Origin of the sequence: Bradyrhizobium sp. 172 (genome assembly GCF_023101065.1) — a bacterium.
Taxonomy (GTDB): Bacteria; Pseudomonadota; Alphaproteobacteria; order Rhizobiales; family Xanthobacteraceae; genus Bradyrhizobium; species Bradyrhizobium canariense_D.
Window position 1 is genome coordinate 3429410 of record NZ_CP064701.1, and the last position, 21813, is coordinate 3451222.

Annotated in this window: 25 protein-coding genes; 17 read left to right on the plus strand and 8 right to left on the minus strand. The window is 64.4% G+C overall.

The window, feature by feature from the left end; genetic code table 11:
* Positions 1–8: 8 nt before the first annotated feature.
* Together IVB07_RS16500 and IVB07_RS16505 are read right to left on the minus strand one after the other, a co-directional pair.
* Complete coding sequence (locus tag IVB07_RS16500; protein WP_247767751.1) at positions 9–551, minus strand: hypothetical protein; 543 nt, start codon at positions 549–551, stop codon at positions 9–11.
* A gap of 12 nt (positions 552–563) precedes the next feature.
* Positions 564–1739 (minus strand): zinc-dependent alcohol dehydrogenase, encoded by a 1176-nt coding sequence (locus tag IVB07_RS16505; protein WP_247362513.1) that lies wholly within the window; start codon positions 1737–1739, stop codon positions 564–566.
* A 171-nt stretch (positions 1740–1910) separates the two neighbouring features.
* Between IVB07_RS16505 and IVB07_RS16510 the strand changes: the two genes are divergently transcribed.
* Entirely contained in the window at positions 1911–2693 is a 783-nt protein-coding gene (locus tag IVB07_RS16510; RefSeq protein WP_085351353.1) for an SDR family NAD(P)-dependent oxidoreductase, read from the plus strand.
* 331 nt (positions 2694–3024) lie between these two features.
* Here the strand turns inward: IVB07_RS16510 and IVB07_RS16515 are convergent, their stop codons facing one another.
* Positions 3025–3435 (minus strand): response regulator, encoded by a 411-nt coding sequence (locus tag IVB07_RS16515; protein WP_083926391.1) that lies wholly within the window; start codon positions 3433–3435, stop codon positions 3025–3027.
* Positions 3436–3524: 89 nt separating this feature from the next.
* Here IVB07_RS16515 and IVB07_RS16520 point away from each other — a divergent pair, with 89 nt between their 5' ends.
* The 5 genes from IVB07_RS16520 to IVB07_RS16540 all read left to right on the plus strand — a co-directional run bounded on the left by IVB07_RS16520 (position 3525) and on the right by IVB07_RS16540 (position 9242).
* A complete protein-coding gene (locus tag IVB07_RS16520; protein WP_247362515.1) occupies positions 3525–4532 on the plus strand; it encodes a chemotaxis protein CheB in 1008 nt (335 codons plus the stop codon).
* An 8-nt stretch (positions 4533–4540) separates the two neighbouring features.
* On the plus strand, positions 4541–4807 hold the full coding sequence (locus tag IVB07_RS16525; RefSeq protein WP_018455213.1) for a hypothetical protein: 267 nt from the start codon (positions 4541–4543) through the stop codon (positions 4805–4807).
* Positions 4808–4977: 170 nt separating this feature from the next.
* Positions 4978–8145 (plus strand): CheR family methyltransferase, encoded by a 3168-nt coding sequence (locus IVB07_RS16530; RefSeq protein ID WP_247767752.1) that lies wholly within the window; start codon positions 4978–4980, stop codon positions 8143–8145.
* The gene (locus tag IVB07_RS16535; protein ID WP_018455211.1) at positions 8145–8891 is read left to right on the plus strand and encodes a Crp/Fnr family transcriptional regulator; all 747 of its coding nucleotides are present in this window, start codon (positions 8145–8147) and stop codon (positions 8889–8891) included. Before IVB07_RS16530 ends, IVB07_RS16535 begins: the two co-directional genes overlap by 1 nt.
* Before the next feature lie 138 nt (positions 8892–9029).
* Complete coding sequence (locus IVB07_RS16540; RefSeq protein ID WP_018455210.1) at positions 9030–9242, plus strand: hypothetical protein; 213 nt, start codon at positions 9030–9032, stop codon at positions 9240–9242.
* A gap of 47 nt (positions 9243–9289) precedes the next feature.
* Here the strand turns inward: IVB07_RS16540 and IVB07_RS16545 are convergent, their stop codons facing one another.
* Positions 9290–9574, minus strand: coding sequence for a hypothetical protein (locus IVB07_RS16545; RefSeq protein ID WP_018455209.1), 285 nt, complete (start codon positions 9572–9574; stop codon positions 9290–9292).
* 309 nt (positions 9575–9883) lie between these two features.
* Here IVB07_RS16545 and IVB07_RS16550 point away from each other — a divergent pair, with 309 nt between their 5' ends.
* From IVB07_RS16550 to IVB07_RS16575, 6 genes are all read left to right on the plus strand, one after another.
* Positions 9884–10090, plus strand: a complete 207-nt coding sequence (locus IVB07_RS16550) for a hypothetical protein (RefSeq protein ID WP_018455208.1) — start codon at positions 9884–9886, stop codon at positions 10088–10090.
* Positions 10091–10092: 2 nt separating this feature from the next.
* Complete coding sequence (locus IVB07_RS16555) at positions 10093–10293, plus strand: hypothetical protein (RefSeq protein WP_204511415.1); 201 nt, start codon at positions 10093–10095, stop codon at positions 10291–10293.
* 80 nt (positions 10294–10373) lie between these two features.
* A complete protein-coding gene (locus tag IVB07_RS16560) occupies positions 10374–11450 on the plus strand; it encodes a flavodoxin family protein (protein WP_247362518.1) in 1077 nt (358 codons plus the stop codon).
* Positions 11447–12352, plus strand: a complete 906-nt coding sequence (locus IVB07_RS16565; RefSeq protein ID WP_247336174.1) for an NAD(P)/FAD-dependent oxidoreductase — start codon at positions 11447–11449, stop codon at positions 12350–12352. The genes IVB07_RS16560 and IVB07_RS16565 overlap by 4 nt, the downstream gene beginning before the upstream one ends.
* Before the next feature lie 18 nt (positions 12353–12370).
* The gene (locus IVB07_RS16570; protein ID WP_247362521.1) at positions 12371–13315 is read left to right on the plus strand and encodes a cation diffusion facilitator family transporter; all 945 of its coding nucleotides are present in this window, start codon (positions 12371–12373) and stop codon (positions 13313–13315) included.
* 160 nt (positions 13316–13475) lie between these two features.
* A complete protein-coding gene (locus IVB07_RS16575; protein ID WP_204511411.1) occupies positions 13476–13664 on the plus strand; it encodes a hypothetical protein in 189 nt (62 codons plus the stop codon).
* A gap of 19 nt (positions 13665–13683) precedes the next feature.
* Here the strand turns inward: IVB07_RS16575 and IVB07_RS16580 are convergent, their stop codons facing one another.
* The gene (locus IVB07_RS16580; protein ID WP_231190834.1) at positions 13684–13941 is read right to left on the minus strand and encodes a hypothetical protein; all 258 of its coding nucleotides are present in this window, start codon (positions 13939–13941) and stop codon (positions 13684–13686) included.
* A 282-nt stretch (positions 13942–14223) separates the two neighbouring features.
* Here IVB07_RS16580 and IVB07_RS16585 point away from each other — a divergent pair, with 282 nt between their 5' ends.
* Positions 14224–14598, plus strand: a complete 375-nt coding sequence (locus tag IVB07_RS16585) for a hypothetical protein (RefSeq protein ID WP_247362522.1) — start codon at positions 14224–14226, stop codon at positions 14596–14598.
* A 3-nt stretch (positions 14599–14601) separates the two neighbouring features.
* Here the strand turns inward: IVB07_RS16585 and IVB07_RS16590 are convergent, their stop codons facing one another.
* Positions 14602–15933, minus strand: a complete 1332-nt coding sequence (locus IVB07_RS16590) for a polysaccharide deacetylase family protein (protein ID WP_247767753.1) — start codon at positions 15931–15933, stop codon at positions 14602–14604.
* Positions 15934–16123: 190 nt separating this feature from the next.
* Positions 16124–16897: a polysaccharide deacetylase family protein gene (locus tag IVB07_RS16595; protein ID WP_247767754.1), complete on the minus strand. Its 774-nt coding sequence runs from the start codon at positions 16895–16897 to the stop codon at positions 16124–16126.
* Positions 16898–17013: 116 nt separating this feature from the next.
* On the opposite strand from IVB07_RS16595, the gene mgtE reads away from it, so the two are divergent.
* The 4 genes from mgtE to IVB07_RS16615 all read left to right on the plus strand — a co-directional run bounded on the left by mgtE (position 17014) and on the right by IVB07_RS16615 (position 21012).
* Positions 17014–18435: a magnesium transporter gene (gene mgtE, locus IVB07_RS16600; protein ID WP_018455198.1), complete on the plus strand. Its 1422-nt coding sequence runs from the start codon at positions 17014–17016 to the stop codon at positions 18433–18435.
* 222 nt (positions 18436–18657) lie between these two features.
* Positions 18658–18975: a helix-turn-helix domain-containing protein gene (locus IVB07_RS16605; RefSeq protein ID WP_085351361.1), complete on the plus strand. Its 318-nt coding sequence runs from the start codon at positions 18658–18660 to the stop codon at positions 18973–18975.
* A gap of 185 nt (positions 18976–19160) precedes the next feature.
* The gene (locus tag IVB07_RS16610) at positions 19161–19979 is read left to right on the plus strand and encodes an aldo/keto reductase (RefSeq protein ID WP_018455196.1); all 819 of its coding nucleotides are present in this window, start codon (positions 19161–19163) and stop codon (positions 19977–19979) included.
* A gap of 49 nt (positions 19980–20028) precedes the next feature.
* Positions 20029–21012 carry a hypothetical protein gene (locus tag IVB07_RS16615; RefSeq protein ID WP_247362526.1) on the plus strand — a complete coding sequence of 328 codons (984 nt, stop codon included), beginning with the start codon at positions 20029–20031 and terminating at the stop codon, positions 21010–21012.
* A 541-nt stretch (positions 21013–21553) separates the two neighbouring features.
* Here IVB07_RS16615 and IVB07_RS16620 read toward each other — a convergent pair.
* Positions 21554–21718, minus strand: a complete 165-nt coding sequence (locus tag IVB07_RS16620; protein ID WP_247336178.1) for a hypothetical protein — start codon at positions 21716–21718, stop codon at positions 21554–21556.
* Positions 21719–21813: the final 95 nt, after the last annotated feature.

A 21813-nucleotide genomic window follows, 5' to 3' on the forward strand; every position in this document is an offset into this window, starting at 1 on the left:
GCGCGTTCTCAGGTCCGTTCCGTCGCGGCGTGCGCTGCGATCTGCTTGGCCGCGGTTCGGGCGCTCTCGATGCCCTTGGGAAAGCCGCTGCGGTTCGGATACAGCTTGCGCGGTGCGTCGCGCTGCGGCCGCTGCGGCTTGGTGTCCTGCGCGGCGCGGTAATCGAGCATCGCGATGCCGCCGACCATCAGCAGCGCCAGCGCGATATTGCCCTTTTTGGGATTGTCCGCGGTCAGCCCCGAGAGCAGCGCGGCGGCATCGAGGCCGTCGCCGCCGACGCGGGCCCACAGGCCGGCGTTCTTCTCGACCGAGAGCGTCATGACCCCGGCCAGGATCTCGCGCAGGCCGAAGGTGCGGACCAGCGTCTCATGGCCCTCCATGCCCAGCGTTTCCGTGACGCGCCGCGGCGCGAAGAATTCCACGACGCCGAGACCGATGCTGAACCAGCCGAGCGCACGGGCGAGCTGGTCTTCGGGCCGCTTCAGGCTCGGGCCGCCCTCGACGATTTTCGGGTCGCCCTTGGTGCGAACGATGTTGGAGAAATGAAACATGGGTCTTGCTCCTCAGGGCTTCAGCACGACCTTGACGCAGGAGTCGCGCTTGTCGCGAAACACCTGGTACATCTCGGGGCCTTGGCTAAGCGGGACGGTGTGGGTGATGACGAAGGACGGATCGATCTGACCTTCCTCGATGCGATGGAGCAGGTCGTCGGTCCAGCGGTTGACGTGGGTCTGGCCGGTGCGCATCGTCAGGCCCTTGTTCATGAAGGCGCCCATCGGCAGCATGTCGGAGAATCCGCTGTACACGCCTGCCACCGAAATGATGCCGCCGGGCCGGCAGACATAGATCATCTCGCGCAGCACATGGGGCCGGTCGCTCTCCACCATGACCATCTGCTTGGCGCGGTCGAGCAGCGTGTCGGGCAGGGTAGCCATCACATGCGACTCCATCCCGACGCAATCGATACATTTTTCGGGGCCTCTGCCGTCGGTGAGCTCCTCGAGCCGCTCCAGGACGCTTTCTTTTTCGAAGTTGATGGTGGTGGCGCCGCCGGCTTCGGCCATGCTGAGCCGTTCGGGCAGGCAATCGATCGCGATCACCTGGTTGGCGCCGAGCAGGATGGCGCTGCGGATCGCCATCTGCCCCACGGGACCGCAGCCCCAGATCGCGACCGTGTCGGTCGGCTCGATGTCGCATTGCACGGCGGCCTGCCAGCCGGTCGGGAAGATGTCGCTGAGAAACAGCAACTGCTCGTCGGGAATGCCCGCGGGCACCTTGATGTGCGTGGCGTCAGCGAACGGCACGCGCAAATATTCGGCCTGGCCGCCGGGATAGCCGCCGGTCAGGTGCGTATAGCCGAACAGGCCGGCGCCCGAATGACCAAACGCTTTTTCAGCGAGATGACTCTTGCGATTGGTGGTTTCGCAAACCGAGAAATTGCCACGCTTGCACTGGTCGCATTCGCCGCAAATGATTGTGAAGGGCACGACGATGCGGTCGCCCTTCTTCAGCTTGCCGTCGACGCCCGAGCCGACCTCGACCACTTCGCCCATGGCCTCGTGGCCCATGATGTCCCCGGGCAGCATGCCCGGAATGTAATTGTGAAAGAGGTGCAGGTCCGAGCCGCAGATGGCGCAGCTCGTGACTTTGATGATGGCATCCCGCGCGTCCTGAATTTCCGGATCGGTAACGGTGTCGCAGCGTATGTCTTCCTTGCCGTGCCAAACCAGCGCCTTCATCTCTTTTCTCCCGAGCTACGAGGCAACCAAGTCGAACAACGAACGATGGTTGCTATTGCACAGTGCAAAATCTTTGCGCCGCACCAGCGTGCGTCCCCGATAGGAACGAGCGCGCATTGCGGTGATTGGAGCGTCATCAATCCCCCTCGAGGATTAGCGAAGGATACGCTCATGCCCGCCAATCAACTCGCCGTCGTCACCGGCGCCTCCACCGGCATCGGGCTGGAACTCGCCAGATGCTGTGCCCAAGCAGGTTTCAACCTTGTCATTGCGGCGGACGAGCCCGAGATCGAGAGGGTGGCCGTCGATCTGCGCAGGCTCGGCAGCAGCGTCGAACCGGTGCAGGCCGATCTCGCCACCACCGAAGGCGTCGACAAGCTCTGCGCCGCGGTCGGCGACCGGCCGATCGACGCGCTGCTGGCCAATGCCGGCGTTGGTCTTGGCAAGGCCTTTCTCGACCAGGATTTTGCCAGGATCAAGCACCTCGTCGACACCAACATCACCGGCACGCTGTATCTGATCCATCGCGCCGGCAACGCGATGCTTCGCCGCAATTCGGGGCGCATCCTGATCACGGGCTCGATCGCGGGATTCACGCCGGGCAGTTTTCAGGCGGTCTACAACGCCAGCAAGGCGTTTCTTGATTCATTCTCATTCGCGCTCCGCGAGGAGTTGCGCGACAGCGGCGTCACCGTCACCTGCCTGATGCCTGGCGCCACGGAAACGGAGTTCTTCCGCCGCGCCGACATGATGGATACCAAGGTCGGCACCGAGCCGAAGGACAGTGCCTACGACGTGGCGAAGGCCGGCTTCGACGCCATGTTGCGCGGGGAGTCCGACATCGTGACCGGAATGAAGAACAAGATCCAGACCACGATCGCCAACGTCACGCCGAACGAGATGCTGGCCAAGCAGCATCGGAAGATGGCGGAGCCGGGCACGGCGAAGTCGTAGAACGATACCGTCGCAATCTAAGCTAACCAGTGCGGCGCGGACCGATAAGGAGGACGCCGATTCACATAGCCTAATGCGCAAAGCTCCCCGCGCCGTCAGACTGGTTCGGCTGGAAAAAGGGGGCTGTGATGCCGATGGATCGCGTCGAACAGGCCTTTGTCGCAACGGCAATCACGGGTTTTCTCGTCATGATGGCGGCGATCGTCTGGATGATGATGGGTTGATGACCGGGAGGGCTGCTGATTTGCGGATCGCGTTGCCCTATGCTGCGGTGCTTCTGTGTCTGGCGGTGACCGCCTGGCTCGCTTTCGCGCATCTGTTCTGATCGCCGTCAGGCTCGGCCGTGCGGATCGGCGATCAGCGCCGCCAGCCTCTGTGCCATCGCAGGCATATCGATCGGTTTCTCCAGGATCGGCACGTCGTGGAATTCCGGACTGATCGTGACCTTGTCGTATCCGGTCGTGAAGAGGAAGGGGACGTTCCGTGCCTTCAGTTCGCGCGCGACCGGAAAGATCATTTCGCTGCGGATGTTCACGTCGAGCACGGCGGCATCCAGAACACTGCCGTCGTGCAGGATACGGAGTGCGTCGTTGAGATCGCCCACCGGGCCCGCGATGTCTGCGCCGAGCGCGCGACATGCTCTGCCAATGTCGTCGGCGAGAAAATATTCGTCCTCGACAATGAAGATGCGTCGCCCGCTGAGCGCCGACTCTGGACCTGACGATCGAGGCGACATCGCCATGGTGCCTTCCACCCCTTCGTTGCCGGTTCATAGGAACATAGGGCGGTGACCCGCCTTGGTACAAACGAATACAACCGATAGTGGGTTCCATGAGCAACCGCGACATCATCGTCATAGGTGGCTCGGCCGGCGCGACCGCGCCGCTGAAGCAGATCCTGGGCCGGCTGCCGCCGGATCTGCCCGCGGCGGTGTTCATCGTGCTGCACATCCCGGCGCAGGGCATCGGCATTCTCTCGACGGTGGCCAGCAGCGCCGGTCCGCTCCCGGTCCGGCAGGCCGAAAACGGCATGAAGATCGAGCCAGGCCGGGTTTATCTGGCCGCACCGGACCACCATCTGCTGCTGTCCGAGGATCGCGTATTCCTCGGGCGCGGCCCGCGCGAGAACATGGTCCGGCCGGCCATCGATGCCTTGTTTCGCTCGGCCGCCATCAACTACGGCCCGCGTGTGATCGGTGTGCTGCTCAGCGGCCTGTTGTCCGACGGTTCGGCCGGTCTCAACGCCATCAAGCGTTGCGGCGGGATTTCGGTGGTTCAGGACCCCTCGGATGCCATCGCCGATGAAATGCCAAGGAGCGCCCTCGAGGCGACCATCATCGATCTTTGCGTTCCCGGCGCCGGAATGGGCGACGTGCTGTCTGATCTCGCCAGGGAGGCTGCCGGCGCCGCACTGCCGATCCCGCCGGAGATCCGGCTCGAGGTCGAGATCGCGGCCGGCGAACGGATCGGCAGTGACCGTCTCGTCTCGATGGCCGATCCGGTTGCGCTGACCTGTCCGGCCTGCGGGGGCGTCCTGTCCGAGATGAAGGAATCGCACCCGATGCGCTTCCGTTGCCAGGTCGGTCACGCCTTCGCCGCCGACGTCCTCGCAAAAGAGCAGGAGGGGCAAGTGGATGAAGCCCTGCGGGTCGCACTGCGCATCATCGAGGAGCGGGCCGAGCTGGTGCAGCGCATGGCCGCCGACGGACGGCGCAACGGCCGGCCGGCGGTGGCCGAGATGTACCAGGCGCGCGCTGCCGAATATCGCGAATATGCCGACATGATCCGGCGCGTTGTGCTAAAGTCGCTCGATCCTCCCATTCGCAGGCGGGAGGCTTGAGGGTCGCGATGGCCATTTCCCTCGCCGAATGGACCGAGCAACTCGATACCGAGCGCCGCCATCTGATCAAGGCCGATCGGGATATCGAGGAGGGTTCGCGGCGCATCCTCGATCAGGAGGCGCGCATCCGCGAGCTCAGTGCCGGCGGCCACGACGCGGGCCAGGCGGAACGGTTGGTCGAGGCGCTGAAGCAGACCCTCACGGAATGGCTGCGCCATCGCGTCCTGATCGAGCAGCGGATCGCCTATCTTCGGCAGCAAGTCGGTCCGGAGTGATCTGGGGGCGTTGGCAGGCCACCCAAGCTCAATGCCTAATGCCCAATGCTCGCTGTACGGAACGCAGCGTGACGTTTCCGCCTTGCACCTGTTGGGATAATATCAATTCTGCTATTTGCGGCGAGCGGGCGTCCTCTGGTTCCCGTCAATGAATGAGAGCTACCGAGACCATGCATGAAATCGGCGACCAGTCGGTCGAAAGAGAGCGCCAGACCAGGTCTCCGCTGATCATCGGGGTGGGCGCCGCGCCGACAGCTCTGGATAGCGTCGAGCGGTTCTTTTCCAGGCTGACCGTAAGCGCCGACCAGGCCGTCGTGCTCGCATTCCAGCATCATGAGGCCCTCGACGAGCCGCGGCTGCGCCAGATCGTGCGAAATTCCCACGGTGGCAAGATTTCCGACGTCGGCAACGGCCAGACCATCGAGGGTGGCACGATTTATCTGTGCCCGCCGGCGATGATCACGACGATCCAGGACGGTCGCTTCGGCGTCCGCCCGGCCGAGCAGGCGCCCGGCGAGCGGGCGACGATCGACAGCTTCCTGGTGTCGCTGGCGGAAGAACGCGCCGAGCAATCGATCGGCGTGATCCTGTCCGGCATCGGCGGCGATGGCACGTTGGGTACCGCGACACTGAAGGACCACGGCGGCCTTGCCATCGCCGAAAAAGGCGCGAGCGACGACGCGGATCATCTGAAGGACGCCGATACGCCGGCGGCGATCGCCGACTACGTGCTGACCGCCGAAGACATCGCCGAGCACATCCAGGTCTATGCCCGTCATCTGCGGCGGCTGGAGGAGAAGCAGGGGTTCGATGAGGTGCTGGCCGCTGCAGCGACCTCGCTGTCGCGCATCGCCGACATCCTGCGCAGCAAGACCGGCAATGATTTCCACGGCTACAAGCAGAACACCTTCCTGCGTCGCGTGCAGCGGCGGATGCAGGTGGTCCAGATCGGCGACATTTCCGCTTACGTCGATTTCCTGCGCAACGACCAGGACGAGGCGCAGCACCTCTTCAACGACCTCTTGATCGGCGTCACCGAATTCTTCCGCGACAAGCGTGAATTCGAGGTGCTGGAGAACCAGATCGTCCCGAAGCTCTTCGAAGGCAAGGACGCGAGCCAGCAGGTTCGCGTCTGGGTGCTCGGCTGCGCCACCGGCGAGGAGGCCTATTCGATCGGTATCCTCCTGCGCGAGCACATGGCCAAAATGGACTCCGTGCCGCAGGTTCAGATCTTCGCGACCGACATCGACGGACGGGCGTTGGCGGCCGCGCGCGTCGGCCGCTATCGCACCAAGATCGAGGCGGACATGACCGGCGAGCGCCTGGCGCGCTGGTTCGTGCGCGAAGGCGATACCTATTGCGTGGTCAAGGAGCTGCGCGAGATGTGCATCTTCTCGCAGCACAACGTGATCAAGGACGCACCGTTCTCCAAGCTCGATCTCGTCTCCTGCCGCAACCTGCTGATCTACCTCAATGCCGAATTGCAGAACCGGGTGATCCCGTTATTCCACTTCGCCCTTCTGCCGCATCGGTTCCTGTTCCTCGGCAATTCCGAGAACGTCACGCGGCATCCAAAACTGTTCGTACCGGTCGACCGCCGCGCCCGCATCTTCAAGAAGCTCGAGACCGGAACCCGGCTGCCGCCGGAATTTCCGATCACGACCGCCGCGGGGAGGGCAAACCTCGAGATAGCGCCGGCGCGCTCCTTCCGCCCTGATATCGGGCTGGAGCGTCGCGCGCAGCGGATCGCGGAGCGCTATGCGCCCGCCTATGTCATCGCCGACAGCAACTTTCAGGTCCTGCACTTTTCCGGGCGCACCGGACGCTACATCGAGCCGACGGCAGGCGCCGCCACGCTCGATCTGCTCCAACTCGTCCACCGCGATCTCCGCCTGGACCTGCGGGCGGTGCTCAGCCGCGCGGCGGAGACCAACGAGCCCGCCCATGCCGAACAGGTGCAGCTCGGCGCCAACGGCCAGCACATTCCCGTCGACATCACGGTGGAGCCGATCCAGGAGAGCGGCAGCGGCGATCGCAATTTTGTCGTCCTGTTCAAGGACGGCCCGGTGCGCGCCATCGATGCCGGCGCAGGCAAGCCCAATGCGTTGGTGCAGACCGAGCATGTCGAGCGTATCGAAGGCGAGCTGCGGGCGACGCGGGAGCGCCTTCAGGCGACCATCGAAGAGCTCGAAAGCACCAATGAGGAGCTGAAGTCCTCGAACGAGGAATACCAGTCCCTCAACGAGGAGCTCCAGTCCGCGAACGAAGAACTCGAAACCTCGCGCGAGGAATTGCAGTCGGTCAACGAGGAGCTGACCACCGTCAACGGCGAGCTTGCTCACCGCGTCCAGGAATTGACGCGCGCCACCAGTGACCTCCGGAATTTCCTGGAGAGCACGCAGATCGCGACCGTATTCCTCGACAACGAGTTGCGCGTGATGAACTTCACGCCGGCGATCACGCAAATTCTGCATCTCGTAGAAACCGACATTAGCCGGCCCATCGCGCACATCAAGGCGCGCGTCCCGATCGAGGACCTCTATGACGACGTTCGCAGCGTGCTGCGGACGCTTGCCAGCGCCGAGCGCGAGCTGAGGGCGCCGGACAGCGGCACGCGCTACATCGTGCGAATCCTGCCCTATCGCAGCATCGAAAACTTCATCGCCGGGGTCGTGATCACCTTCGTTGACATCACCGCCATGACCCGCGCCGAGGAGCGGCAGCGCCTGCTGCTGGCCGAGCTCCAGCATCGGGTCCGCAACACGCTCGGCGTGGTGCGCTCGATCGCCCGTCGCACGGCCGATACGAGCTCGACGGTCGAGGAGTTTGCCTCTCATCTCGACGGCCGGCTCAACGCTTTCGCCCGTACCCAGGCGCTGGTGACCCGCGATCCCGAGGGCGGCGTCGATCTCGAATACCTCGCCGTCGAGGAGATGCTGGCCTATAATGCCAGGGAGGGCGAGCAGGTACGTGTCAGCGGTCCCCCGGTGCGTTTTCAGTCGAAGGCAGCGGAAACCTTTGCCCTTGCCATTCACGAGCTCGCGACCAACGCACTCAAATACGGCGCCCTGAGCCGGCCGACCGGTCGCATCGAGATTTCCTGGCGCCTCGAGCAGGGCACCGACCCGGCGGAGCTGGTGTTCGAGTGGCGGGAGCGCGGTGGGCCGCCGGTTGCGCCGCCGCCGCACAAAGGATTTGGGACCGAGCTTCTGGAGCGCACACTCGCGTTCGAGTTCAAGGGGCAGACCAGGTTGGCATTCAGTCCCAAGGGATTGGAATGCACGATCACCATTCCCCTCAGCAAGCGGGCGTTTCATACACCGGCGGTGGCCAGCTGATGCCCTTGTCGACGCTAGATCGCAGCCAGGTGGACCCGGTCATTCGCCGGCTGAACGTGCTGAGGCCGCTGTCGACGGAGGCCCGCACCTCGCTCGAATATGCAATGCTCGAGGGAATCCAGCGCGCAGGAGCGGGCGAGGATCTGATCTCGGAGGGCGATCCGGTCGACAGCGTGCGCCTCGTGCTGTCGGGCTGGCTCTGCCGCTACAAGACGCTCGAGGACGGGCGGCGCCAGATCGTCAATTTCCTCTTTCCCGGCGAAAGTTGCGACGCGCACGCGTTCCTGTTGTCGGTGATGGATCATTCCATCGCGGCGATGACGCCGGTCGTCTACACCGAAATCAAGCGCGCGCGGTTCGAGAGTCTGGTGGCGAGCGACCGCGCGCTGGCGGAAGCGTTCTGGTGCGAGACGCTTGTCAACAACGCGATCCAGCGCGAATGGGCCATCAATCTCGGCCGCCGGGTGGCCTTCGAACGCGTGGCCCATCTGTTCTGCGAAATCATCGAGCGGCTGCGTCCTGTCGGCATGGTCGAGGGCAATTCCTGCGTGATGCCGGTGACGCAAATGGATCTTGCGGACGCCACCGGCCTGTCGGTGGTCCATCTCAACCGCACGGTTCAGGAGTTGCGTGCTTCCGGTCTGATCGTGCTGCGCGATCGCACGCTGACCATCACCGATCTCGATGCGCTCAAGGACGCGGCGCTGTTCTCGCCGAGCTATCTGCAACTCTATCGACGGAGCTAAGCGTTTGCTCGGTTGGGGAACGGTCGTACTTGATCCAGGTTAGCGTTCGCGAATGTTTTTTGAGCGGATGGCTGGTTTTGAGTAATTGACGTAACTTACGTAAAGGCAGTTTCGTCCCGAATCCTGTATTGTCGCTCCATGAACGACGTCCTGCTTGCCCGCGCTGAGCGCGCGATCGAAGCAAGCCGCGCCCTCCGGGCGCAGCGCAGAGCGGTCGCGGACCAGCTTGATCACGCCACGCGCCAGGTGCGCCGGGTGGTGATGGAAAGCGCGATGTTGCGCTCGGAGCTCAAGGCCCTCCGCGACGACCGGGAAGGACAGGATCTCCGGCACCGCGCGCCGTCGGAATAGGAGCCGACGACACTAAACGTCTAGCTGCGCCGGGATGGGTGCCTCGCTCAGCGCCGCTTCGCTGCTTTGGATCGCCTGTTGTAAGGCGAGCGGTTGACGGGCTTGAGCGAAATGCCTTCGCGCTGCGCCTTGCTGCGAATGGCCGCGACCGGACGCTGCAGCTTGATGCTCATGACGCCCGTGGGCGTGTTTCCTTTTGCGAGCTGCTTCAGCTTGCTCACGTCCGCAGGTGTCCATCGTTCGCGCGCCCGCCGCTTGTACGCGGGGTTTGCCTTGCGCGGGCCCTTGCGGCCGATCGGTGAACCCGGTTGTTTCCATGCTGCTTTCACCATTATGATCCTCCTTCAAGTCCCTCATCAATAAGCGAATCAGCATTTCGGTTCCGGCGCACTCGAGGCAGTGCCGGCGCGCGAAGGGAATGCGCGCATCCGTCGCTGCTCGGCCGTTTCGTTTCGCACCAGCAAAATCACGCACCGTTAACTTATTGAAATGCCGGAACCTGCGGTTGCGGCCGAAGCTGCCAACACTGCCGGGCTGGGCCGCCCCAACCGGCACGAAACTCTGGCCCCGGCGCCGACCTCCCGCCGGGGCCAATTCCTCCCATCCCAATCCTTCCATCTGAAGGGCTTTGTGAAAGTACAATGACCGCGAAACGCAACCGCAGGAAACAGACCCAATCGCTCCAGGAGCGGTTGGCGGCATTCGCCCAAACCGCTCGCGAGCGTGCGCGCAGCCTGCCGCCCGGCAAGGAGCGCGACATGCTGCTTCAGCGCGCCAAGCAGAACGAGGTGACCTCGAACCTGACGGACTGGCTGAGCGAACCTGTCTACCCGAGACGGGGAGGGTGACGATGCGGAGCATCAAGCACTACCGCGCGTTCCAGATCGATCCGGACGGGCATGTGTTTGGATGCATCAACCTGGTCTGCGACGATGATGAGCAGGCCAAGCGCGAGGCCGCATCGCTCGTGCTGGTGCACCGCATCGAATTGTGGCGGCTGGACCAGCGCATCGCGCAGTTCGATGTGCCGCCGCAAGTTGTTCGCCAATAGAGCGACGACAATAAAGCGAGAAGGAACCGCGCGCTGCGCCCCGGGTTGGTCGAACTGTACCGACCTCGCGAGGAGCCAGCATGACGGAAGCCGACATTCGCAAGGGGATGCCGCCCGTCAAGCTCTCGCGCGAGACCTTCGAGCGCCGCTACAGGAGCCGGTTCGTCGATCCCGCCTTTGCACCGCTCCAGCGCGAGCTCGACGCCATCGTCGGCGCGGCCTGGGACGCCTACAGCGATTCACGCAAGGCCCCGCTGACGCGAAAGGCGGGCGCGGGATTCTCCGATCCCGATTACGACATCGCCATCGACTGGCTCGATGCGCGCGCGAAGATCCTGGCGGCGCAGCGACGCCATGACGATGCGGACGAGACGCCGCGCATCCTCATCATCAACGGCTCGGCCCGCAGCGAGCACACCTGTCCCGGCGAGATGTCCAAGACCTGGCGTCTGGTCGAACTCGCCGAGCCGGTCTTTGCCGAGCTTGGGTTTGCCGTCGACATCCTGGACCTGTCGCGCCTGGCCTCGGAGTTCGGCAAGACGATCCATCCCTGCAAATCCTGCGTCGGAACCGCGATGCCGCTCTGCCACTGGCCGTGCAGCTGCTATCCAAACTATTCGCTGGGGCAGACCGACGACTGGATGAACGATATCTATCCGCTGTGGGTCGCGGCCCACGGCATCCTGATCGTGACGCCGGTGAACTGGTATCACGTACCCGCCGGACTGAAGGCGATGATGGACCGCATGGTCTGCGCCGACGGCGGCAATCCCGATCCGACCTCGACCCACGGCAAGAAGGCGGCCGAGGCGAAGGCGCTGGAGCTGAAGGGCTGGCCTTATCCGCGCCATCTCGCCGGCCGTCATTTCGGCCTCGTCGTTCACGGCGATGCGGTCGGTGCCGAGGGCGTGCGCCGGGCCTTGTCGGATTGGTTGACCGATATGCAGTTGATCTCGGCGGGCCGCTTCGCCGAGCTCGATGGCTATGTCGGCTACATGGAGCCATACGCCACCTCGCACCGCGACCTCGATGACGACAGGGCATTCCAGACGGAGGTGCAGAACGTCGCGCGCGCACTCGGCAACGCGGTCCGCCTGGCGCGGAGCGGACAGCTTCGCGAGCCCGGTGCGGGCCTGTCGGATCCAAACCCCAAATGATGGCGAATGATCAGCCGTATGATTGCCTGATCGTCGGCGGCGGCCCGGCCGGGCTGATGGCTGCGATCTACCTCGCGCGATTTCGGCGCCGCGTCTGTGTCGTGGACGCAGGCGCGAGCCGGGCGGCGCTGATCCCGCGCAGTCACAATGTGCCGGGCTTCGTCCACGGCCTCTCCGGCACTGACCTGCTCGCGCGCATGTCCGCGCAACTGGGCGAGCTCGCGGTCACGCGCGTTGATGCCGAGGTCACCAGCTTGCGACGACACGATCACGGTTTTCAGGCGATCTGGAACGGCGGCGCGCATACGGCCGCCACCGTCATCCTTGCCTGCGGCATCGTCGACGCCCATCCGCCGTTCGACGAATGGCGCGCGGCCGTCGCGGACGGGCTGTTGCGCTACTGTCCCGTTTGCGACGCCTTCGAGGCGATCGACCGTCGCATCGGCATCGTCGGTCCGCTTCACCGCGCCGCCGGCAAGGCGCTCTTCATGCGCGGCTACTCGCGCGACGTGACGCTGCTGGCAACGGGCGAGGATGACGGGAAGCCCGCGGCAGCGGAGCTCAATGAAGCCGGTGTCGAGATCGTCGTCGCGCCCGGCCTGCGCCTGAGGCGGCGAGACGACGGCGTTGAAGCCGTCTTCGCCGATGGCCGGACGGCGCAATTCGAGATGGTCTACCCGGTGATGGGTGCGGAAGTGCGCTCGCATCTCGCGATGACGCTTGGGGCCGAACACACCGCAGACGGCCATCTGAAAGTCGACGACCATCAGCGCAGCTCGGTCGACGGGCTCTACGGCATCGGCGACGTCGTCACCGACCTGCACCAGATATCGGTCGCGTTCGGCCACGCCGCGCTCGCCGCCTGCACGATCCACAACAGCCTGCCGCGGCGGCTGGCATGAGGAACGGGGTATCGGACATTGGCAACAGAATCATCCTCGAAGACCGCGGTCTATGCGGCGCTCTTCGGCAATGTCCTGGTCGCGGTCACGAAGATCGGCGCCGCCGCGTGGACGGGAAGTTCGGCCATGACGAGCGAAGCGGTGCATTCGCTCGTCGATACGACCAATGAGATCCTGCTGCTCTACGGCTACCGGCGCGCGAGCCGCTCGCCCGACGAATCCCATCCGCTCGGCTATGGGCGCGAGCTGTATTTCTGGAGCTTCATCGTTGCGCTGCTGATCTTCGCCCTGGGCGCCGGTGTCTCGCTGTATCAGGGCATTCTGCATGTCGCCGCACCCGAGCCGATCGAAAGTCCGATCGTCAGCTTCGTGGTGCTCGGGCTGTCGTTCCTGTTTGAAGGCGGTTCCTGGCTGGTTGCCCTGCGGCGCTTCAGCTCCGACGGCCAGCGGTTCGGGTATTACCAGGCTTTCGTTCGCAGCAAGGATCCTCCGGCATTCATGGTGCTGCTCGAGGACAGCGCGGCGCTGGTCGGCATCGCCATTGCCGCGGCGGCCACTGCCGCGGCCGTATTGCTGCGCCAGCCGGTCTGGGACGGGATCGGTTCGATCATGATCGGGATATTGCTGGCGATCGTGTCGATCGGTCTCGCGCGCGAGAGCAAGAGCCTGCTGATCGGCGAGCCCGCCGATCCGGAACTTGCGCGATCGGTCCTCGACATCGCAAGGCGGTCGCCCGGCGTGCTCAGGGCCAACGGCCTGCTGACGGTGCAGCTGTCGCCGGCCGAAATCGTTGCGGCCCTCAGCATCGAATTTGCGGACGACAAGCGCGCCGACGATATCGAGCGATGCGTCGTTTCGATCGAGACCGAGATACGCAAACGCCATCCAAGCGTGGCCGCCTTGTTCATCAAGCCGCAGACCGATGCTCGCTACCGGGCGGTGCGCGCCAGGCGTTACGGCTAGCTTTGCGAGGTTCCCTGGACGTCACAATCGGCACGACGGCAGGAACGATCACAACATCCCCCTGGTTGACCGGTGCAGGTCGGTGGCATGGACGAATGCGTCGCCATGTGCCGCTCCTGCGCGCAATCCTGCCGCGCGATGGCGGCCTGAGGACAAGCCCATGCTGGAAGAGAAACTCACGGAAGCCATCGTCGAGGAGCTGAAGCGGCAGGCGGCCAACCGGCCGCAATTGCTAAAGCTCGAACGGGCGGACGACGCGAAAGCCTCGGAGGAGCTGATCGTCAACGGCAAGATCGACTTGGCCGCGCTGGTTATGGTGATCGCCGGATCGGTCGCCGGCGGGCCTTAAGTCCGGCCGTCAACGGCCCTCAGCCATATTCCTCGCCGATGCCGTATTCCCGGTAGATTTCCAGCGGATCGAGGTCGGGAAACAGCCGGCATTTGGCCTGGGCGAGATGGAGGCTCACCGCCGCCGGCTCCTTGCCGTTCGAGAGGATCTTGCGGATGTCGTCCATATGCGCGCTCGGCTGGTGCTTGGTATCGAGCTGCTCCAGTGCGACCAGCGCAGTCGCCAGCGCCTCGGTCAGTACCCAGTCGTCGTGGCCGGTGATTCCCTTCTTCGGCATCGGCAGACCCCACATGTGGCGGTCCCAGTCTATCGGGACTTCGGCCAAATCTCCAAGGAGCCGTTGCAGCCAGCAGGCCCGCGGACCGGCGGCCGTGCTCCGGCTTGCATTATGGCCGGGCGTGGCTAAAAGGCGGCATTGCCGGGGCAATAGTATCTTTGCTGAAACAAAGTTGGCGTAGACGGGGCTGCATGGCATTCAGGCCGGCTGTTCCGGTCTGGGCTCCTGATCCCCGCATTTGCAACACGGTCGGTTGCGCCACCCTTCAAGGCTTAAGCCCGCATGGTCTTTTTAAGCTTCGTCTATCGCTTCGTGACCAACTTCGCATTCATGGCGATGGTCTATTTCAGCCTGAATTTCATGGAGAAGTACCAGAACCGGGCGATTATCGCGATCCTGGTGCTGGTCTATACCGGCATGCGCGCAGCTTCGACGCTGCGGGCGTTCTACTTTTACCAGAAGATCGAGAAGCTGGAAGCCGAGACCAAGCGCCTTCTGGCTCCGCTCAATGACGGCACTGGCGGAACGAGTGTGCGCAAGCAGGTCGTGGTTGACGTCGCCCGGCTGCGGCGCGACGGCGAGGTCAAGTCCTATATGGACCTGTTCTTCCTGGCGCTGATCGTATTGCTCTGCGTCGCCAACATCATGCGACAGTAAGCTCTACTGCGCGCGCTTCTTCAGGCTTGCCACACGGGTCGGGCGCGGCGCTGTGCTCTTGGGCGCGGCGCTCTTGGGGGCAGTGCTCTTGGCTGCAGTGCCCTCGGTCTCTGCGGCGTGGTTCGGTGTGCCATGAGCAGCGCGCGCGGTGCGGTGAGCGTGCCACTTGCCGGCTTTGACCTTGGCCGCAGGAGGCGTCTCGGCCGCCATTGCCAGGCGCGTCGCGGCGCGCCGCGACAAGGTCGTCGACAGCAGCACCTCGACCGAGCCTTCCGGGATCGCAAAGAGATCGCGGCCAGGCACGGGCAGGGTGGCCGCGACATTGGCGAGCGCCATGGTCTTGCGCGACAGCAGCGGTTGGTGCGCGGCCTGTGCGTTGAGGTCGGCCAGCGAGGGTGCCGGAAGCGTCTTGGTCTGCGCGAACACGAAGTTCGGCACGGTCGGCCAGCGCGCGATCGGTGTGGTCTCGGTCGGCGGATGCAGCAGCCATTCCACCGGCGTTGTCGGCGTCGCTGGCTGCTCGGCGGTCGCGGGCACCACATGCACGATGCGGTAGCCGCGCGCCTTGAGGTCGCGGATGATCTTCGGCAGCGCCGCCACCGTGCGGGACTGGATGTCGTGCAGCAGCAGGATGCCCTTGCCCTTGGCCTCAAGCCGCTGGATTGCGAGCTGATAGACGCGATCGGACGACACATGGCGCCAGTCGTCGGCCGGGAAATCGGCGCTCCAGACCTGGATGCCGCGCGAGATCAGAACGTTCTCGACGCCATCGGCGCGCATCAGGCCGGGAATGCGAAAAAACGGCGCGAGCTTTGACGGATCGGTCATCGCGGCCGACGTCCACTCGATGCCGCCATTGATTTGCGCCTCGGCCTTCTCGAGCGGCATCCGGTCCATTGTGAGCGGATGCGTCATGCTGTGGGTGCCGACGGTATGGCCAGCCGCGACCAGCTTGCGCACGCCTTCCGGGTTCGCCTTGGCCTGTTCGCCGATGATGAAGAAGGTCGCCTTGATGCACTCGTCGGCGAGGATCTGCAGCACCTGATTGGAATATTTCGGCAACGGACCGTCGTCGAAGGTCAGGACGACTTCATGGTCCTTCAGCGGCAGCGTCTCGCGGTACTGCATGGTGCCGATGCGGGGATGCTCGTGCGGATCGACCACGAGCGTGCGGGACGTCTCGAGCGCGTCCGGATGGCCGGGGCAGTCGGCCGCAATGGACGGCGAGCCGATGGTCAGGACACCAAGGAATCCGCCAAGAAATCTGCCAAGGAAGCTGCCAAGGCAAAGGACGATCCACGATCGCGTCCGAGCAACAACGCTACTTCCGATCATGAACCCCGTCTGCCCTCTTACGCGATTGCCGCCATAGTAGGTCGGAGACATCAGCAAACGGTTCAGGCGCAAGAACCGTTACCCAGAACCCTGCCGCGACAAGTCCCCTTGATACTTGCATGGCGTAGCATGAACAGACTGTTAATAGGGCCCAAATCACCCCATTTTGCACCGGCGTGACATTCCGGCATCAATGCGCGTCGGCACTCTTCTGTGATGCGCCCGCCGGCACGACGTGAACCACCCGATAGCGGTTCTCCCTCAGATACCGCAGGAAGGCCGGCATGATCGCAGCCGTACGCGCCTTGGGATCGTGGAGCAGGATGATACCCTTGCCGGCGGCGGCGAGCCGCTCCGTGACGAGCTTCAATTCCTGCTCCGGCGTCATCTCGTTCCAGTCGCTGGCCCACAGGTCGGCCCCGAACACTACGATGCCGCGGGACTGGAGCAGGTCGAGCTCGGCTGGCGTCGCCTCGAAATAGGGGAAGCGGAAGAACGGGGTCGCGGGCGTCGTTGTCGAGGTGCCGTGCAGAGCCAGCTCGACGGCCGCGATGCCGCGGTCGATTTCGCTCTTCGCTTTGTCGAACGGAATGCGCGCCATGAACGGGTGCGAGAAGGTGTGGTGACCGATGCTGTGGCCCTCGCGCGCGATGCGCTTGACCATGTCAGGGTGTTCGGAGGCGTGCAGGCCGATCAGGAAGAAGGTCGCGCGCACGCATTCCTGCGCCAGTGCCCCCAATACCTTCGACGTCGTCGGCGGATGCGGGCCGTCGTCGAAGGTCAGCACGACCTCGTGATCGGCAAGCTCCAGCGTCTGCGGAAAGCTCTTCAGGCCCACGCGCGGCGTGGTCTTGGCGTCGACGCTCAGAATGCGGGAGGTGCCGAGCGCGTCCTTGCGCGGGCACTCGGCGGCTTCACTCGAGGCGATGCCGGTGAGGGCGGCGAGGGCTGCGCCTGCCGACATCGAGGTCCACCTCAGTCGAAGCATCTTTGTCATTGCGCTCAGAGTTGCCTTGTGGGTATTGCCTGAACCGTCAGCTCAGACCACTCGTTCCAACCTGTCGAACGGCGAGGCGCGCCATGGATGAACATCTGGACGGTGCCGCATCTGCCGCGGAATCGGTACTCGACCACGTGCCGATGCGCAATGAAGACGGCGAAATTCGTCACGAATTCGTCGCGGAAATTACCCATGCGATCGAGGCCGGCGACAGCGCCGCGCTGCGCGCCTGCGTTGCCGAGCTGCACGAAGCCGATCTCGGCGATCTCATTGGGGCTCTCGAGCCCGACGATCGGGTCCGCCTGGTTGAGCTGACGGGGCGCGATTTCGACTTCTCCGCGCTGAACGAGCTCGACGAGGGCGTGCGCGAGGAGATCCTCGAGGAACTGCCGCCGCAGACGGTCGCGGAAGGTGTGCGCGAGCTCGAATCCGACGACGCGGTCGAGCTGCTGGAAACGCTCGATCAGGCCGATCAGGAGGAGATCCTCGAGAAGCTGCCGCTCAAGGAGCGCGTCGTGCTCGAGCGCAGCCTGCTTTATCCGGAGAACTCCGCCGGCCGCCGGATGCAGACCGAGTTCATCGCCGTGCCGCAGGATTTCACCGTGGGGCAGGCGATCGACTACATGCGCGAGACGCCGGATCTGCCAGACCGCTTCTACGAGATCTACGTCGTCGACAAGGAGCAGCACTGGCAGGGCGCGGTCTCGCTCGACGTGCTGCTGCGCGCCCGCCGCCCGGTGGCGCTTGCCGAGCTGACCGACGAGGATCGCCGCCGCGTCTCCGTCCTGGAGGACCAGGAGGAGGTGGCGCGCATGTTCGGCAAGTACAATCTCGTCGCAGCCCCGGTGCTCGACACCCAGGACCGCCTCGTCGGCGTCATCACCGTCGACGACGTCGTCGACGTCATCGAGGAAGAGGCGGACGAGGACCTCAAGGCGCTCGGCGGCGTCAACAGCGACGAAGAGCTGTCCGACACCGTGTTCACCATTGCACGCGCGCGGTTCAACTGGCTGCTGGTCAATCTCGCTACCGCCTTTCTGGCGTCGTCCGTGCTCGGCCTGTTCGAGGGGCAGCTCGAGAAGATGGTGGCGCTCGCCGTGCTGGCGCCGATCGTCGCAAGCCAGGGCGGCAATGCCGCGACCCAGACCATGACGGTCGCGGTGCGGGCGCTGGCGACGCGCGAGCTCGGCTCCTCCAATGCCTGGCGCGTGGTGGTGCGCGAGGGCCTGGTCGGCCTCGTCAACGGTCTCGCCTTTGCCGTGATCACGGGCGTCGCTGCGGTGGCCTGGTTCAGGATCCCGGGCCTCGGCCTGGTCATCGGGCTCGCCATCATCGTGAACCTCTTCGCCGGCGCACTCGGAGGCATCCTGATCCCGATGGCGCTCGAACGTGTCAGGGCCGATCCGGCCGTGGCCTCCGGCACGTTCGTGACAACGGTCACTGACGTCGTCGGCTTCTTCTCCTTCCTCGGCATCGCGACGTTGTGGTTCGGGTTGAGGTAGGGCTACACGCACTCTCGTCTCCCCGGCGCGCTGCAACGCCCTTGGCGTTGCTGCGCAACCGGGACCCAGAAGCGGCACAGTATTGCAGCGACATGGGCCCCGGCTCTGCAGCGCACCGCTGAAGAAGCGCTGCGCTGCGTCCGGGGCACGAGACCGTATACGCAGCCATCATCTTTAATCCGAACTTAAGCGAGCTGCCGCATCATCGCCTTGCTTGGGGGAATGAGCATGCGTGTGCGGTTGAAGGCGGACGGACGGATTGTCGAGTTGCGGGATGGGCGGGAGTTTCCGGTCCAGCCGTTTCCAATCCAGCCCGTACCTAACGCAGCGCCGCCCGACACCAGCTCGCTCGCCGTGCGCGATTTGCGCCGCCGTGCCTGCCTGACCCAGATGGAGTTCGCGGCCAAGCTCGGCGTTCCCGTCGAGACCATCCGCAATTGGGAGCAGGGCAAGCGGGCCCCGCGGGGACCCGCCCGCGCGCTGCTCGCTGTGATCGCGCATGCGCCTGACACCGTATTCCAGGCGCTTGCCAAAGCCTGAGCTCGAGGCCTGACCTCAAGGCCTGACGTCAAGGCCTGACGTCAAGGCCTGGCACGAACCTCCCGTTAGCATTGCGCGCAAGATCCGACCCGGCGGCCGGTGTCGCCCGTTGGCAGTGTTGCCAGCCGGGTTCATAATGACGCCTGGATCATGATTTGGGGCGACCGCGACAGAGAGGATTCCTCATGCTGTTCGTCGAGACCAATGGCGCAAGGATACCGGCGATCGGGCTGGGGACCTGGGAGCTGAGCGGGCGCATGTGCACCCGTGTGGTCGAGCAGGCGCTGCGGCTCGGCTATCGCCACATCGATACCGCACAGGTCTACGAGAATGAGCGCGAGGTCGGCGACGGCTTGCGCGCCTCCGGCGTGCGCCGCGACGACATCTTCCTGACGACAAAGGTCTGGACCAATCATTTCGCGCCCCACGATCTCGAGCGCTCGGTCAAGGAGAGCCTGGCGCGCATGCGACTTCCCTCCGTCGATCTCCTGCTGCTGCACTGGCCCAATTCGCACGTGCCGCTGGAGGAGACGCTGGGCGCGCTGTCGCATGCCAAGCGCATGGGCCTGACCCGCCACATCGGCGTTTCCAATTTCACCGTGGCGCTGATCGAGCAGGCGGTGGCGTTGTCGCCGGAGCCGCTGGCCTGCAACCAGGTCGAATACCACCCTTATCTCGACCAGGCGAAGGTGAGGGCGGCCTGCGATCAGCACGGGCTCGCGCTGGTCGCCTACAGCCCGATCGCCAAGGGGCGGATCAAGACCGACCGGACGCTCGCCGAGATCGGGCGTCTGCATCACAAGACGCCGGCGCAGGTCTGCCTGCGCTGGCTGGTGCAACAGAATGTCGCTGCGATCCCGCGCACCTCGCGCGTCGAACGCCTGTCGGAAAACATCGAGATCTTCGATTTCGAGCTTTCGGACGACGAGATGGCCCAGATCGCCGCGCTGGCCAGTCCCAGGGGCCGCCTGACCGATTTCGCCTTCGCGCCAAAATGGGATTGAGAGGGGCCTGCCGTATGCTAGGACCAGCTTGGCAACCTGAAGTCAGGCGATGGAACTGCGGAAGATCATACGGACGGACATTGCAGCGTCGGCGATCGCCCATCTGACGCTGGTCGCGCTGATCATCGTGATCAGCGAAGTCCATCCGTTTCACGCCAGCCCGCCCGAATCGGTTTCCGTCAGCATCGTGACGCCGGAGCAGGTGAAGCAGGAGGAGGCCAAAGCCGAGGAGAAGACCGGGGAAAAACTCAAGGCGAAGCCGCCGGAGCCGACCCCTGACCTGAAACTGCCGAAGTTCGATTTGAACGATAAGGACAAGGCGGCGGCCGCGCCGAAGCCCGAGGCGAAGCAGCAGGCTGCGGCACAGTCCTCGAAGCAGCAGGCCTCGCCTGAACCGCCGCAGCAGAAACAGCCGCAGCCACAGCCTTCACAGACGCCGCAGCAGCGCGAGGCAAATGCGCAGCCGCAACCGCAGCCTCCACAGCCACAGCCTCAGCCATCGCAGTCGCCGCCGCCTCAGGCGACGCCGCAGCCCCCGGCGCCACAGCTACTGCCACAAGCGATGCAGCACCCGGAGGCCGCGCCGCCGCCGTCCTATCAGGCGCCGGAGCCCGACGTCACTGTCAAATACGGCGTCATGCTGGGCCTGCCGCCGGAATTGCCGACGGAGCTGCCGAAAGACGCCCCCAAAGACGATGGCGGCGATGCCAAGGATTCAATCGCGGCGAAGCTGGCGGTCGAAATCATCGCCGAGCTGCGTCGTCATTTGCGAAGCTGCGCCAAGCTGCCGGCTGGGGTCGCGCCGACCGACAACGTCAACATCAAGCTGCGCACCGTGCTCGCGACCGACGGCACGCTGGCGCGCGAGCCGATCCTGATCGAAGCCCCGCCGTCCGCAAAGGGCGTCGCGCTCGTGAAGTCCGCCATGAGCGCGCTTCGGGCCTGCCAGCCCTACAAGATGTTGCCGGCCGACAAATACGGGGAATGGAAGGTGATGGACCTGCCGTTCAGCCCGCGGGATTTCGGCGGCTAAACTCTCGCTTGGGCTACGGCCTTGCTTTGTCGCTCTGCTGTCAATCCATCTTCGCAAATATATTCCACTTTGCCGAAATTCGGACACGGCGTATGTGTTGGCCATCCCGGCTCATCCTTGAGGGGCGATCTTGTGGTCGTCATGTTCGCGAGCCGGCTTGCGGTGGACGCGGCAGCGTTCGGGTGCGAGAGGCCAAGGGCAGGGCGGATTGCTCTCTGTGAGCCCAAAGCTTCGTGCCGACGAGCGGCGCTGCAAAGCTTCGTCACGGCGCCGCCTGTCAAACCGCCACAGACGAGACGCCGGCAGCGAATACAACCTCAGCCTGAGTCGGGCGGCGAAATTGAAGCGCAGCCGCCGCGCGTGCACGGCGATTGCCGCGTCGGCGGGAGCATCAAAATGCAAAGATAATCAATGCCACCAGCAAGACGTTGAACATGCCCAACGTGAGTACGGCGATATCGAAAACGCGGATCAAGCTGATCATGGTGTCCTCCGATACACGCCAACCGGGTGCTATGATGCCTCCGCTACGACCGGGTGTCTATGCAGTTTGTGCCTGCTCGGCGACCATCGCCACAATGTCGGCCAACCGCGTTGGGTCCAGAACGCCGTGTGTGGGAGCGCGGGCGCGCTTGGGAAAAGTGGTGAAAATTCCGCCTTCGTCAACTCGCGCGGCATTGTTGACCGATGCGCTGTTGAGTTGCAACCATTTGTCTCAAACTTCACTCGCCCTGTGGAGACAGGCGAGACCGTTGAAACTATCGTAGTTACAGTCGGGCATCGTGCTACCGACCAAGGCAG